Source organism: Schleiferilactobacillus perolens DSM 12744 (assembly GCF_001435585.1).
In the GTDB taxonomy this organism is placed as follows: Bacteria; Bacillota; Bacilli; order Lactobacillales; family Lactobacillaceae; genus Schleiferilactobacillus; species Schleiferilactobacillus perolens.
In genome coordinates this window covers 120,558-135,545 of the sequence record NZ_AZEC01000003.1, presented here as the reverse complement: position 1 = coordinate 135,545, position 14,988 = coordinate 120,558, and the positions used below count along the sequence as shown (strand labels likewise).

The 14,988-nt window shown below is 51.0% G+C and carries 11 protein-coding genes; 1 reads left to right on the top strand and 10 read right to left on the bottom strand.

Going from position 1 to position 14,988, the window contains the following annotated elements; translation table 11 throughout:
• Positions 1-197 precede the first annotated feature (197 nt).
• The 10 genes from FD09_RS16210 to FD09_RS04320 all read right to left on the bottom strand — a co-directional run bounded on the left by FD09_RS16210 (position 198) and on the right by FD09_RS04320 (position 13,554).
• Positions 198-350 (bottom strand): putative metal homeostasis protein, encoded by a 153-nt coding sequence (locus FD09_RS16210; RefSeq protein ID WP_157053679.1) that lies wholly within the window; start codon positions 348-350, stop codon positions 198-200.
• Positions 351-491: 141 nt separating this feature from the next.
• Positions 492-1,958: a response regulator transcription factor gene (locus FD09_RS04360; RefSeq protein ID WP_057818716.1), complete on the bottom strand. Its 1,467-nt coding sequence runs from the start codon at positions 1,956-1,958 to the stop codon at positions 492-494.
• Positions 1,933-3,663, bottom strand: coding sequence for a sensor histidine kinase (locus FD09_RS04355; protein ID WP_057818714.1), 1,731 nt, complete (start codon positions 3,661-3,663; stop codon positions 1,933-1,935). Before FD09_RS04355 ends, FD09_RS04360 begins: the two co-directional genes overlap by 26 nt.
• A gap of 33 nt (positions 3,664-3,696) precedes the next feature.
• On the bottom strand, positions 3,697-4,308 hold the full coding sequence (locus FD09_RS04350) for a YesL family protein (RefSeq protein ID WP_057818712.1): 612 nt from the start codon (positions 4,306-4,308) through the stop codon (positions 3,697-3,699).
• Between the two features lie 129 nt (positions 4,309-4,437).
• The gene (locus tag FD09_RS04345) at positions 4,438-5,910 is read right to left on the bottom strand and encodes an ABC transporter substrate-binding protein (RefSeq protein WP_057818710.1); all 1,473 of its coding nucleotides are present in this window, start codon (positions 5,908-5,910) and stop codon (positions 4,438-4,440) included.
• 178 nt (positions 5,911-6,088) lie between these two features.
• Positions 6,089-7,009 (bottom strand): carbohydrate ABC transporter permease, encoded by a 921-nt coding sequence (locus FD09_RS04340; protein WP_057818708.1) that lies wholly within the window; start codon positions 7,007-7,009, stop codon positions 6,089-6,091.
• 15 nt (positions 7,010-7,024) lie between these two features.
• Positions 7,025-8,008 carry an ABC transporter permease gene (locus tag FD09_RS04335; RefSeq protein WP_057818706.1) on the bottom strand — a complete coding sequence of 328 codons (984 nt, stop codon included), beginning with the start codon at positions 8,006-8,008 and terminating at the stop codon, positions 7,025-7,027.
• 358 nt (positions 8,009-8,366) lie between these two features.
• A complete protein-coding gene (locus tag FD09_RS04330) occupies positions 8,367-9,569 on the bottom strand; it encodes a glycoside hydrolase family 28 protein (protein WP_057818704.1) in 1,203 nt (400 codons plus the stop codon).
• Positions 9,562-12,258, bottom strand: a complete 2,697-nt coding sequence (locus tag FD09_RS04325; RefSeq protein WP_057818702.1) for an alpha-mannosidase — start codon at positions 12,256-12,258, stop codon at positions 9,562-9,564. The genes FD09_RS04330 and FD09_RS04325 overlap by 8 nt, the downstream gene beginning before the upstream one ends.
• A gap of 12 nt (positions 12,259-12,270) precedes the next feature.
• On the bottom strand, positions 12,271-13,554 hold the full coding sequence (locus FD09_RS04320; RefSeq protein WP_057818700.1) for a glycoside hydrolase family 125 protein: 1,284 nt from the start codon (positions 13,552-13,554) through the stop codon (positions 12,271-12,273).
• Positions 13,555-13,684: 130 nt separating this feature from the next.
• On the opposite strand from FD09_RS04320, the gene FD09_RS04315 reads away from it, so the two are divergent.
• A complete protein-coding gene (locus tag FD09_RS04315; protein WP_057818698.1) occupies positions 13,685-14,743 on the top strand; it encodes a GntR family transcriptional regulator in 1,059 nt (352 codons plus the stop codon).
• Positions 14,744-14,988 lie beyond the last annotated feature (245 nt).

Below are 14,988 nucleotides of genomic sequence, written 5' to 3'. Positions count from 1 at the left end.
TCAACATACTATCCAACCAACCAGAAATCATGATCGATGGATAATCCCGACAAAAAAGCAGCACTCGGCAAAACCATACCGAGTAATCACTTTTTTGTCATCGGTATGTTGAATTCAGAATACAGCAGTACCCCCTTAATTTCAATCTGAATAAACCGCTTAATTAATGCAGGATCGTCTCTCTCGTGCGATTCCTATTATTTCTGATTTTTCCCATTCTCAAGCGCATACCGCTGCTGCGCCCTGTTCCATTTATACGCCTTAATTAGGGCCAATGCCCGGGCTTGCGTTTTCTTGTTGGGACTGTGCAAGCGCCGGTGAGCACTCGCCATATCTGTTTTTTCCGTCACAATCAAAGATCTCCATTTAGTAAGTTACTCGGTCCATGCTACAGCAAGAAAAACGGTCATGAATGCAGATATGAGCATGTGCGCAAATAGCCATATAAAAAGGCCAAAACTCAATTATGAGTTCTGGCCGACATTATGGATTCATGCCTTAATCTGTCGCTCCTGCTCGCGATACACCCGCGGCGACACGCCAACCTGCTTCTTAAACACCTTATAAAAATACCCGTTATTCTGGTACCCCACTTCTTCCGCGATCAAACCAATATCCAAACCACCTTGCCGCAGCAAGGACTTGGCTCGGTTAATGCGCCAATCGGCTAAATACTGGGAAAAAGTCTGGCCAGTTTCCTTCTTAAAAAGCTGACCTAAATAGACAGCGTTCAAATGCAGCTCATCTGCAATATCGGTAATCTGCACCGGCTCATGATAGTGGTGCTGAATAATATCCACGACCTGCTGCACGCTAGCGGAATAGTTGGTGTTCTGCACGGTTTTGGCGGTGAGGATCGCCGCTCCCAATGTCTTGGTCAAACCAGATACCGTGTCCGCGTTATTAATTTGACTGACATATTCTTCATAATGGGGCAGCGCGTGGTGGGTACGGCTGTTCAGAGCCATGAGGAAGACCAGCCCCAACTGGCGAGCGTAGGCGACGGATACCTGTTGTTTGGTGATCTGTTCATACAGCGTCAGCATCTCGTCTTCCATTTGATTTAAGTCCATCGTCGCCAATTGATCCGCCACCCAGTCCAATGCGGGAATCGGCAATTTGGGCGGTGCCGCCGCGGTTTGCGGAATGACCACCAGCCCATCGGCAGCCTGATAGAAATAAGCAATCTGACCCGCATGGAGCACCGCAGTGTATTGTCGGTGCAACTCGGCCGGGGCCATTACCGGCGGCGAAATCACCACCGGTCGCCGGGTCGGACCAATCCCCGCCGGCATGGTGCTCAGCCAATGACGGACATTCGGCCAGGTGCCGGATAACAACAAGATAGCATCCTGCTGCTCCCAAAAGTACCCAACCACAGCTGGTGACCGGGCCAAAAAAGCCTCTAACAACTTGCGGTCTGGATTGAGAATGGCCACCACTCGCAATTCGACATGTTCATCCGGAGATTGCAGACCCAAATCCTGCATGATTTCCGTATTTTGATAACCCGTGGCCGTCACCAGGACGTGCTGCAATTGTTGTTGTTGCGCCAAGGCGGATTCTTCCCGCCGTTTGGCCACGCCGCTTAGTTCCTTGCGGGCTTTCGTTAACGCCGCCGTGAGCTCATCTGGATCGACCGGTTTACGCAAATAATCCAACGCCCCATTTTGCAAACCCGCCCGGACGTATTCAAAGTCCCCATAACCGGATAGCACAATGATGGCAATATCCGGTTGGGCTGAACGCACCTGAGCAATGAAGTCCGGTCCATCAATCTCCGGCATGTTCATGTCCGTAATCAGTAATTGCGGCTGCGGCTGCCGAACAAACTGCAAGGCCTGATTAGGATCTTGAAAGGTACTGACGATGTCAAACCCCAGCTCCTGCCAGTCGATCAGTTTTTGTAAGCCCCGCAAAATCATATATTCATCATCCACCAGGATGGTTGGTATCATTTTCTTCGCCACTCCTCCCGTTTGACACCCGGAATGCCACAGTGGTCGTAATGCCATTGTACTCATTCCGGTGCAGTGTTAAAGACACACTATCCCCCAAGTATTGCACCAGCCGGGCGTATACATTTTGCAACCCAATCGAATCCGGTTCACCGGAAATTGGCGCGACGACCCGCTGGTTGATTTGTTCCAATTCTTTGTCCGTCAACGACTTGCCGTTGTTGACAACGTCAATTTGCACCCGTTGACCGACTTGTTTGGCGACAATGGCAATGGCATTATCCTCCCGGGCAAAATCCACGCCGTGCACGAAGTAGTTTTCGACCAGCGGTTGTAACGAAAAGCGCGGCAAAACCAGTTTAGTCAGTCCGGAATCAATCGTAATTTGATAGGCCAGGCGCTGGGGAAAGCGGACCTGATACAGATAGATATACTTTTCTACAAACTTCAATTCGTCCCCGAGCGTTGCAATGGGTCGTTGATCCGTGTTGTTGCGCAACAGACTAGCAAAGCTGAAGACCACCTGGGCCAAATCCCGTTCCCCAGCATCCAGTGCCGCCATCCGGATGTACTCCAGCGTGTTGTACATGAAATGGGGGTTAATCTGGGCTTGCAGTGCCTTCATATGGGCCTCTTGTTGAGCAATTTTCAACTGGTAAATCTCATACACATAGCGATTAATGGCGACCAGCATATCGTTGACCCCATTGGCCAACACATTCAGATCGTCATCACTGCCGTTGCCGGACAGGCGTTCGCCTAAATCTCCAGAGCCGATCTGGTGCATCTTCTTAATCATATTCCGCAATTGCGCCTGGTACCGCCGGAAGGTCAAGAGAAATGACGTGACAAACAGCAGCAACAACAACAGTCCCACTGCCACAATGGGAAAGACAATAGACACCAGCTGATTCATGTGCGCCGATCGATTCACCAGGACATACAGCGTGTACCCGCCGGATATCGGCTCCGTCAGCGTCATATATTTGCCAGAACGAACCAGATCATCAATTTGCCCCTTACTGACGGCTTGGGCAATTGTTTGGCTTTCACTATGGGTCACCGAGCGATCCACATAGTGCAGCAACAACCGATTGGTATCACTGATCACTAGTGCCTGCACATGGTCGTTGACATGGATTTGGCGTAAGTCCTGTTTAATAATCTGCGGATTAAAAGTAAAGGACAAGGTCCCCGTACTGGCCAAGGTCAATGGATTGATCAATGCCGCCGTCATCGTCAAACCGCTAATATCGTGTTTTTCTTTGCGCAGATCACCGCCCTTGTTTTCGGTGGTGACCAAGTACGTCAGCTCCGAATTCTGCAGTTGAATCCGCATCGTCTGGATTTCTGGATTCCGGATCATCACTGTTTGCGCCTCATTGGGCAGGAAGAAATACTGGCCGGTGGACTGACTTTGATCAATGGCATAATTCGCATAATCCGCCAAAGAATGATGAAAGAACATGTCGACGTTCGCCACATCGGCGCTAGAAGTCGTGAGCTGACTGGCGAAATCGGTGGTGATGTTTTGATACCGATCCACCGTGTCCGCCACCCGGCTCATGACTAGATTGCGATTCTGCTGCAATGTGGTGTTGAATCCGCGGATTTGGAAGAAGGCGGCCATCGTCGTCACCAATACGGTGGTGACTGCCAAAATGGCAATATAAACCCGCACCAAGCGGCGAAAACTCACATTCACGAAAACAGCCCCCTTCCCTGCAACCCAAGCGGTTTAGCTTGTGGCTAACATCTTATCAATCTTGGCATACCAGTTTTTACCACAATGGTTAAACCACATCACCACAGTGCCAATGGTCAGGAAAATCAGCAGCCCCGGCCACATGTAAGAAGCAACCCCGATGGCGACCAGCCCAAGAACAGTGAGTAAAAACTTGGTGAAATTGTCAAAGAACTGACCAAATGCCAATTTGATTGCATTCTTGGTCTCCACCGCGAACCGGCTCACTAGTAATAAAGTGTCCCCGGCCAAAACGATGTTGGCTAAAGCAGCAAAAATCAGAATGAACTGAATCACGAATACCCACAACCCCCGCAGTTGGGTGGATAAAGACAAGTTGTATAACAATACTGCCTCGACCACGGCGAAACCGTAAAACTGTTTGTTGGCGGCCCAGAAGTATTGTTTGAAATAGTGCCACCCGCGTTTGGGGTTAACGTTTTGGTAATCGCTTTGACTGTCTAAATACAATTCCGTAATTGTGCGCAGCGCTGGCCCGACACCCAGGACAATCCCGCCCAATAACGTGAATCCCCAAAACATCAGATCCAGCAGGATGAGAACGTAAATCTTGATAAAGACACTTTGGCTCATCTTTCCTAACATTGTGTTTCCTTCTTTCCCATTTTCTATTGTACCCGGGTTTCCAGCAAAACGCTGACTTAGGCTTGAAACATAACGAGGGGAGAAGCCCTTGGTCAGCTTCTCCCCTCATTGTCATTCATCCAGTGATGATTACTTCTTAGCAGCTAAGAAAGCATCATACTGTTTCTGAATTGCGGCTAATACTTTATCCATACCCGCTGTCTTCAATTCAGCGTCCATCTTCTTGATGGTCGGAATCGGATCAGCAGTACCGGTATCGAGGATCGGACCATACTTGCTGTATACGTTCGAGATATTGGACAATTCAGTCTTGTAGCTCGAAGTATCCGGCAGGAAGCCCAGCATAGCAGATTCCTTGGCATCCTTGATGCTGCTATCGCGTTTGGCAATTTGAGCATCGGTGATGGAGTCTTGCGTGTAGAGAATGCTGTTGTTCCCCATCATCCAAGCACCCATGAAGTAACCAGGCTTGTAATCCTTCGTGGTCTTGATCTTGCCGTCCTTCTTATCCGTGAAGTTCCATTGTTTCCCTTCAAGACCCCAAACCAATGTGTTCAGGACCTTCGGATTCGTGTTCAGTTCGCTCAATACTTCCATGGCTTCCTTCTTGTGCTTAGAAGACTTGGAAATACCCCACAAAGCAACTTGGGCTTGGGCTTCACTCTTATACGGATCAGTGATTGGCCGAATCTGAATATCTTTACCGTTGGAAGCATTCTTCAATGCAGTGTTGCCATAATCCATCGGTCCAGTGGTTTCTTGACGCATGAACCAAGTGTCGTCTTGCAAGTTGTACGTGGTGGTAGAAGTGGCCGCGTCCTTAGGCAGCAGACCCTTCTTGTACCATTCGTGCAATGTTTCCAAATTCTTTTGCGTTTCTGGCAAATCATACAGATTGTGCACCTTGGTATCCTTACCGCTGGAATCGACAACGATTGGATAGTTATTGGTGACCGGATATTCTAAGGCTTGATCAGAAACCTTGAAGTCCTTACCAATGGCGAAACCGGCAACGCTTGGTTCGCTCTTCTTCACCTTTTCAAGCAGCGGAGTCGCGTCGGCGTACGAGTTAACTTTGCTGATGTCTAAGTTGTATTTCTTGATGAATGTCGGATTGAAAGCCAATGCGTTTTGCGCAAAGACGTTGGCGTTGATCGGGAAGGCATAAATCTTATCCTTAATCGTTAAGCCCTTCCAATAAGCGGGATCAACAGACTCGTAAGCTTTCTTAGCCACACCGTTCTTCAAGTAATCCGTCATATCCGCATAAGCACCCTTTTGGGCGTTGGTCGGATAGTTTTGAACGAATGCCAAGTCATAAGAATCCCCAGAAGTGACCATAACAGAATACTTCTGACCATAGTCGCCCCAACCGATAAACTTAATTTCCAGTTGAATCTTCGGATATTTCTTCTGGATTTCTTTGTTCACGGACTTCATGACTTCATCGTAGTTCTTGTTCTTGTCACCCGGCATATACATGCTGATCGTGGTCTTGTCGCTGCTACCGCTACCGCTCTTGCTGGAGCTGCCGCAAGCGGCCAATGTCAGCATGGCGCCTGTGGCCATGGCTGCAATTGCTACATTACGCCATTTTTTCATGGTAAAAAATTCTCCCCTCTGAGAGGGCAGCATGGCCCGTTCAGGCCTCGACCGCTAAGGCAAGACCAGTCAAAATCCCGTACTTAGGATTTTGCACTGGGATTGACTTAGCGCGAGAGGCCTGGGGCATGTTGCCCGTTTACTTAAAACCAACTAAAACTGAAACCAACACACTCAACTAACCTTTGACACCACCGATGGTCATGCCCTTGACGAAATACTTCTGGAAGAACGGATAGGTTAGAGCAATTGGCAGGGTGGCAATCACAACCATCGCCATCCGGGTACCTTCAGTCGGAATTTGCGCTGCTGCCGCACCAAGATTGGCACTTTGTCCAGCGTTTTGTACCAACGCATCCATGTTGTTTTGAATCCGGACCAGCAAGTACTGTAATGGTACGAGCTTGTCGTTGTTGATATACAACAGGGCGTTCATCCAGTCGTTCCAATAACCCAGGGCAGTGAACAAACTGATCGTCGCAATCCCCGGTACCGCTAACGGCACCACGATCTTACGGAAAATTAAGAGCTCGCCAGCCCCGTCGATCCGGGCGGATTCGATAATGGCATCCGGCACCTGAGTCTGATAGAACGTGCGCATGATCAAGACGTTATACACGCCGAAGGCCATGGGCAAAATCAGTGCCCAGATGTTATCCTGCAGCCCTAATCCTTGGGTCACGATCAAGTAGGTCGGGACCATCCCGGGTGCGAATAACATGGAAATAAGAGCAAAAATCGTGAAGAATTTGCGATAGCGGAAGTCTTTCCGGGAAATCGCGTAAGCATAAGTGGCGGAAAACAGGGTGTTCATGATGGTCCCCACAACAGTGATGAAGATCGAAACGAATAGTGACTGTACCACTTGTGCGCCGAATTGTTTCAGGTAGATATAACTCGCAGCCGACCAATTCTTAGGCCAAAACTGATACCCGTAAATGGTCAAATCGCTTTCCTTCGTCAGGGAAATGATGATGATGAAGAAAAACGGAATCAAACAGCTGATTGCAAACAACGCCAGAAAAATATTAAAGAATAGGTTGGCCCCAGCGCTGAAGCTGCGGATATCCACCGCAGTAATAGGTTTCTTTTTTCGCAAAATGGCCGCCCCTTTCTAAAATAGTGCTGATTCTGGTTCTGCGTGCCGTACGATCCAGTTTGCCGTGAGTAACAACAGCAACCCAACAACTGATTGAATCAACCCAGCCGCCGTCGCCATGCCGATATCGTTCGTCTGCGCTAAAGCTCGATAAATATATGTGTCGAACGTTTGCGAGATATTAATTAATGTCGGCGATTGTTTCGGTACCAGGTAGAACAGTCCGAAGTCGCTGCGGAAGATACCCCCGATATTGAGGATCAACATCAATGTCGCGACAGGCAAGATATGCGGCAAAACAATGTGTTTGATTTGCTGCCACTTGTTGGCCCCATCGATCATTGCGGCGTCGTAATACGCCGGGTCAATCCCCATGATCGTCGCGAAGTACAAAATACTGTTGTAGCCTATCCCTTTCCATACACCAAGCAGAATCAGGATGAGCGGCCACCATGTGGGATCGTTATACCAGTCAATCGGTTGTCCGCCGACAGCCTTGATAATGGAGTTCAAGACCCCTTTATCTGGGCTGAGGAAGGCATAAACGAAGTACGCCAGGATTGCCCATGACAGGAAATAAGGGAACAACATGCTGGTCTGATACGCCTTCAACAGTCTGCGGTTACGCAATTGACTCATGATGACCGCAAAGAAGATTGCAAAGAAGAAGTTCAGGAGCAGGAATGTTAAGTTGTACCCGACGGTGTTCCGCACCACAATCCAGAAGTCCGACGACATAAAGAAGAACTTGAAGTTGTCGAATCCAGACCATTTACTTTGCATCAGACTGGCAATGAAACCGCCGTCGCTGTAATGAAAGTCCTTGAACGCAACGATGTTTGCGAGTACTGGTACATAGAAGAAAACGATCAGGAAGAGTGTGCCTGGAGCAACAAATAAGAAGAACACGCGGTTGTCCCAGATATGACCCCATACGGTGTTCCGATTTTTCCGTGCCTTGGGATGAACTGGCGCTGTACTGGTAGTTGCCTTATCCATGTTTCCGCCTCCTTTCCATCAATGACTTACCACCAACACGTATGTTACAGCGCTTTCAGTCTTGAAAGTAGGCACTAATTTTAGGAAATCGCGCACAAATCTTAGGTAGCGCATACAAATCTGTTCTTCTTATTTTGTCACCGCTTCCATTGTAGAGAAGTATTGGGTTTATTGCAAAGAAAGATAAAGTTTGCACAAATTTTGTGGTGGATAAATACTGGGTTTCTGACGTCGTGCCAATGCTGCGCAAGCTGCGGTGAAATGGGGCTGGTTTCGTCGGTGTTCGTAGCTATCCCGCAGACGCAAAGACGGCAGTCTAAATTGTCATGTAGACAATCTGGACTGCCGTCTTTGTGGATTACAGTGCTAAATTAGTTAAGCCTGTCAATGTCAGCTGGCGATCGTTTCCAATCAGGATGATCGTGGGCTTGGTAAAGAAGACATTGGTGAGTGTTAGGCGCACGCTTTCGTCAATGTGCAGTAGCGGCACATCGGCGGTGGGGGTGATTTGGCAATTGGTCATGGTCAACGCGACGGCTTCACCCCGCCCCACGAAGAGTGAGGTGTCAGTGATGTCCGCGATCTGAACGTTGTCTAGCGTGAACGACTGGAGTGCGGGACCGTCTTGTAGGGCGGTGGGTTCACTGCGGAGATAGGTGACCAAGTGAGAGACGTGGTCGATGCTCGCGTTTTTGATCGTGACATCAGCGGTGGGTGTGGTGATGGGATCGACCTGCATCGCGAAATACATGAAGACATTGAGCGTCTCGTATTTGTGATCAGACAGGTGGGAAAACTTGCCAGGACCGCGGAATGTGCAGTGGTCAAAGACAATGTCGCTGCCCCCGACCCGCAAGCCATTACAGGCGGTATTTAGATATGTGTCGCGGACAGACAACCCGTGGATATCGTAACCCGCCAGACAATCATCCCCAGTTTCCAGTCGGCAGCCGGTGATCGTCACGTCTTTGGCATGGTGCAAGTCGAAACCGTCATGACCGCCAAGAATCGTCACGTTGTCGATCTGGACATTCTCACAAGCCGGGAGGACATTGGCCCAGTTTGCCGAATTGATGAATGTGTAACCTTGCAACCGCACATCCTGGACTCGGGCGAAAACTAAACCCATCGGTCCGCGGAAATGTTCTTCACCGTGGGGATCTTGGACATTACGCCCGTCAATCAGACTGCCGGCTTCGCCGATCACAGCCACATCCACCGCATCATAGGCGTTCACCAATGCCTGGAAATAATAGGTTGGCAAGTGCCAATCCTGAATGTAATGGGCATCTGTCAGATAGCGAATGTCGGTGGTTTCGCCAAAATTCGTGTAATCCGCTAAATCTGGACTGCCCTGCAACACCGCCCCCGCAAGTAAATGCAGCGTCGTGTGGCTAAACAAGCGGAGACTGCCGGTGATGAAGCGGCCCGCTGGGATGACGACGGTACCGCCACCAGCCTGGTGGCAGGCATCCAAGGCTGCTTGCAGTGCCTCGGTTTGTACCGCCATTCGCCCTGCTTCGGCGCCATAATCGGTGATTAAGAATTGCGAATCAGTCATTGGCACCAACCTGTTTGAACCGATACGTCCGGATTTCAGCCGGCCGCAGGGTGGTATTCACAGAAACACCAACGATGGGTTTCTCCAAGAAATCAACGACAGCGTCCGGCGCCTGGCCTTGATAAGTCACCGCCACATCCTGTGGGGCACTGGTCATGTTGTAACCACGGACCAACACGTCGCCAGTGTCTGGACTGACATGCATGGCAGTGATGGCAAAGGCCGGATTATCCACCTGCAAATAGGTGTGGTCAGCGGCCAGTGCCCCTTCGTGGGCCACTGGTAATTGCTGGACATCCACGGTGATTTGGCCCGCCCGCGCTGTTTGCCATGCGGCTAGCGTATCCGTCCGGCTGCCGTCGTGGAGCTGCACCGTTAAGTCCCCGGTAAACGGTCCTTGGCATTGGGCATCAGGCGTGGGGAAGTAGCCCCAGTCACCCATTTCACCCACGCATCGCAGGACGGTGACGGCAATCGTGCCGGTCTTCGGCAGCACTTGGTATTCATTCAAGCCAAAGTTGCCCACAGTCACACCCTTTTGGGCATCGCTCAAGTCCACAAAGGCCTGTTGATGCTGGGGATCTTCGGGATTCTCCCATTGTTTGCCGGGCGTGTTGGGCCGAGTGACCACTTCGAAGATGGACTCAGCCTGATGGTGATCACTTTGAATACCCGTGACAAACAGGGCTTGAATCCGGTGGTCCCGCATTTGATTATCGCCCGCCACATGAATCTTTAATTGCCGACTACCCGCCGGTAGGGTCAACGTGACATGCAGGGTCAAATCGGCCAGCTGGGTACTGCGCTGAGCATGACGTTCAGTAATATCCGTGACGCTTTGTTGTTCCACCGCCAATTGTTCGTCGGCACTGACGGGAATCCGTAACACTTGTTCATAAGCCAGAGTCTGCCCGCCAGCGGTGACCGTGCGGGTTAAATTCTTGGCAGGCCCAGCTTGTATAGGTTGATCGTTGGCAACGTCTTTGAAGATGTATTCGTTACCCACATCGCCAGTATCCACAAACCGCAGACAATGGTCGTAAGTCTGCTGCTGGCGGCGATCAGTAATGCTGACCGAGCCATCTGCCGTGACCTGAGCTTGTAAAGCATCATTTTGAATCAGCGGTTCTTGGTCACTGGCCACTTGCGGATGCCCTGTCCCCGGAACCAGCGCAAAGCCGGCCCAACTGTGCGCAGCCACGGTGGCAGCGACGGCGACGGTAATATATAACCCCATGTATGGTACCCGGAATGCCCGGTCTGGCAAATCATAGTGGAACTTCACTTGGGTGTCCACCACTTGGGCTGGAATCATCTTACCTTCCCGATCGATCACATGGAAGTCGCCCAACGCCTGCCGCTTTTCCTCTAACATGGCATACAGCGCATTAGGTTTGCCGGCGGTGAACGGTGCTCGTTCCCATTCCAGCGTGACATTCACCGTATCGTGTTGCGGGACACTGCTATTATTGATGAGCAAAAACGGCCGGCTCTCTCCCGGGAAGTTGCGGGTATCGATTTTGTTGGCCAACTTGGTCAACGCCGCATCTCCCAGCCAGTGCCCGACTTGTTGCGCCCGGGCGTACCGGTCCATCATGCCGCGATGGACTTCATCCACAGAACAGCCGCAAATACTGTCGTGGGGGTCATTTTGCAAAAGCGTCTGCCAGGCATAGGTCAACCGATCCTGATTGGCGGCATCGGTGAGTCCGCTCAAGGCCATCAACGGTTCTGTGTGATTTTCCAATAAGCGCTCTGTGGCGGTATTATGCTGCTTCAGGTAAATCCGGCTGGAGGCGGTGTTGGCCAAAGTATACCAACCATCTGTGGCCTGGGAAGTCAGTTCCCCCTTGACCGTGGTTAAGTCCTTAGGCAAGTCGGCCTTCAAGGCTTTGATGTAATCCGGGAAGTTAGAGTGAATGAATTCATAATCCGGGAAAAGTTCCCGGGCCAGCGCCAATGCGTCACTCAAATTTTTCTGGACTGGTTGGTGGTCCACCCCATTCATGAACAAAAGATCTGGGGTAGCGGCGTACTTTTCAGCTGCTGCCAGATGCTCCGTCCAGAAGGCCTTCGCCGCCTCTTTGGTGTCCGGAATCTCATTGCCGTTGCTGTACCAGTTAGCAAATAAAATACCAAGTACTTTGGAAGAATCTGGGCTTTGCCAGTACATCTCTGAATAGGTGGAATCATAATCGCCCAAGTCGCCAGTTTGGTTATTGAAGCCAGTGGGCGTCACGCCGCGGCCAAATGCCACGGTATCCAAATGGCCTAACCGCATCATCTGGGGAACTTGGCCGGCGTTACCGAATGTATCCGGAAAGTAACCCAAGGGTACTGGTTGACCCCACTTTTCAGCCAACTTGCGGCCCAAAATCGTGTTACGCGTGTTGGCTTCTGGACTGATCAAGAAGTCATCTTGCAAGATGTAAAATGGTCCGACCCGTAATTTACCCACATCAATCCAGTGCTGCAATTCTGCCCGTTTCTCCGGACGGACAGCCAGATAATCGTCCAAAATAATCGTTTGACCATCCAAGTGGAAACTATTGAAATTCGGGTCATTTTCAAACAAATCAAACAAATCATCCATCAACTGAACTAGCCGCATATGGTGATTCTCAAAAGCCATGTACCATTCCCGGTCCCAGTGGCTGTGGGAAATTACAAATACTTTTTTCTTAGTCATTTTTCAAACTCCTCACTGTTTAACCCGTAAATCAAAGTAATCCATCACTAATTCACAAAACATCATATTGGCCCACGAGAACCATTCCCGGGTATACAGAGTGGGATCATCCACTTGGAAAGATTCGTGCATCATGCCGGTGCCGCCGGTGGTGCGCGCTAGCAGATCCAAGTACGCCGCTTTCTCCGACTTGCTATCGGTGGTCAGTCCTTCCATCGCCAGGGCGATTGGCCAGATGTAATGAGGCGGGGTGTGGGGCGAACCCAATCCGCCGCCGACGCTGCCTTCGTAATAGTAGGGATTCTCTGGACTGAGCACAGTCCGCCGGGTGTTTTGGTAAATCGGGTCGGTGGCGTCCACATAGCCTAAATATGGTGCTGCTAACAGGTTGGGCACATTGCCGTCGTCCATGACCAATTGATTTCCCAGACCATCTACCTCATAGGCGTAAATCGTCTCACCGGCTTCGTTCGTGGTGGTACCGTAATCGCGAATGCCCTGTTGAATCGTGGCCGCCAAGTCTAAGAATTCTTGGGCCTGGGCATTGTTGTGCAGCACCGTGGTGTAAATCTTGGCCAATTGGCGCAATACCACCACTGCAAACATATTCGCCGGTACCAGATAGCCATACACACAGGCGTCATCACTGGGGCGGAAGCCGTTCCAAGACATGCCGGTATCACCCACCGGTCGGCCGACCCCATTGATCAAGGTATCCTCCGGCCGGTCATGATTCCGCTCAAAGCGGTACGGTGAGGTTTCATGGTGCTGCTCTGTCCGAATGACGTGAATCATCTTGGCTACCGCCTGTTGGAAGAGGTCGTCAAAGTGATCGGTACGCCCCGTATTTTGCCATAACAGATAGGCCAGCTGGACTGGATAGCATAGGGAATCCAGTTCATACTTGCGCTCCCAAATCCAAGGCGTCATGGCCGTGTCGTCATCTTGGTGTCCGGCATTGTTGGCAGTTTGGTTGAATGCATTAGCGTAAGGATCATGATCCATATTGAAAAAAAGCCGCCGTACCACCGCACTGATCACGTCGGCCATGGCCTCATCGTGCTGGGCCATAATCAGATACGGCCGCATCTGGGCCGTGGTATCCCGCTGCCACATAGCCGGGATGTCACCGGTTAGAACGAAGATCCGGTCTGCGCCATCGGGCTTCAAGGCGTTAGCCAGCGTATCGGTGTAAGTCCGGGCGAAAATGTCGGCCCAGGCGGCATGGTCAGTCCCGCAACGCTGGCGGATGTCACTCACAAATTGGTCAACTTCAGGGGTCACATAGGTTGTCATCTTTATTTGCTCCTTGGTATGTTTTTCTACCGAAAGTATACCATCTTGTTGCAAATAAATCGCTATCACTATGGCAAATTGGCGTAAAAAGTGGTATCTTCTGACTATATCAACCCCAGGAGGTGTCGCCGTGACAGCGAAATACAGAGAAATATACCAAGTTCTCCGGCGTGAGATTCTGTCTGGCCGGATGGCACCGGATACACCGCTGCCCAGCGAAAATGCACTGGCGGTGCGTTATGGCGTTAGCCGGATCACGTCGAAACGGGCCTTGAATGAATTGGCCAATGCCGACTTGATCTATCGCCTCCAAGGTCGGGGCAGTTTCGTCAAGGGCCACCATAATCCCAGTCGCTCTCACCGTATTCTGCTGGTGATCCCCTTTGCCGACAGCCACGGCATCGGCAATTACGAACAAGGCATTAGCAATGCCCTGGCTGCTACAGACTGGGCGCTGTTGAGTATGCCCAATGACCAGTTTGCCCGGCTGCCCATTGACCGCATTCGGGAAGAATATGCTGGGGTGATATACTACCCCACCGCTTTGAATGAAGATATGCGCGAGCTGATCAATCTGTATTTGGCGAAGATCCCGATTGTCTTAATGGATAAAACCATTCCGGGGATCGAAATTCCCAGTGTGACTGCCGATAACGAAAGCGGCGGTCAGTTGGCCGTGAATCATCTGCTGGAACTCGGTCATCGGCGAATTGCCTTCTTGGCCCGCACCCCGTTTTGGGAAACCTTCACGGGAACCGTGAGTGCGCGTTTCTTCGGATATTTGAACGGTTACCGCGACGAGGCGGAAAGCGACGTGGATCCGCTAGGCTGGGCCCAGGCGTTGACGAACCGGGCGACACCGGTGGAACGGGCAGCGTTTTTGCAGGCGGAGAAGATTACCGGATTAGTGGTGGAAAATGATCTGGAGGCGTTGAATTTGATGCAGCAGCTGCATCATTTGCATTGGCAATTGCCCGCGGATTTGAGTGTCGTGGGGTTTGATGATTTGCCGGCGGCGGCGTTGGCGCGGCCGGCGTTGACGACGGTACGGCAGGATTTTGTGCATAGTGGTGAGCAGGCGGTGAACACGTTGTTGGCGCAGATGAATAATCCGAGTTCGCGGCTGCCGGTGCACCGGCGGATTCCTGTTGAACTGGTTACGCGGCAATCAACGGTATCGAAAAAGTAAATGTGGTGGTTACGCGCCGTGCCAATGCTGCGCAAGCTGCGGGAAAATGGGGCTGGAACGCTGTGACGGCGCTTTGAGCCCGCTGAGGAACGCGGTCTCAAAGTCGCCTAACCGCATATTATCTTGCCCAGAACTGGGGCAAGATAATTGCGGTTCCCACAGCTGAGCCCCATTTTCCCTCCGCTTGCTCCGCATTGGCACTGGATACGTTTCTATTCAGAGCTTTGCTTGCACCGTTAATTTCG

Excerpts from the sequence above, each read along its gene's own strand:
- FD09_RS04360 (WP_057818716.1), bottom strand. The coding sequence starts at position 1,958 with ATGATACCAACCATCCTGGTGGATGATGAATATATGATTTTGCGGGGC.
- FD09_RS04350 (WP_057818712.1), bottom strand. The coding sequence starts at position 4,308 with ATGTTAGGAAAGATGAGCCAAAGTGTCTTTATCAAGATTTACGTTCTC.
- FD09_RS04345 (WP_057818710.1), bottom strand. The coding sequence starts at position 5,910 with ATGAAAAAATGGCGTAATGTAGCAATTGCAGCCATGGCCACAGGCGCC.
- FD09_RS04335 (WP_057818706.1), bottom strand. The coding sequence starts at position 8,008 with ATGGATAAGGCAACTACCAGTACAGCGCCAGTTCATCCCAAGGCACGG.
- FD09_RS04330 (WP_057818704.1), bottom strand. The coding sequence starts at position 9,569 with ATGACTGATTCGCAATTCTTAATCACCGATTATGGCGCCGAAGCAGGG.
- FD09_RS04325 (WP_057818702.1), bottom strand. The coding sequence starts at position 12,258 with ATGACTAAGAAAAAAGTATTTGTAATTTCCCACAGCCACTGGGACCGG.
- FD09_RS04320 (WP_057818700.1), bottom strand. The coding sequence starts at position 13,554 with ATGACAACCTATGTGACCCCTGAAGTTGACCAATTTGTGAGTGACATC.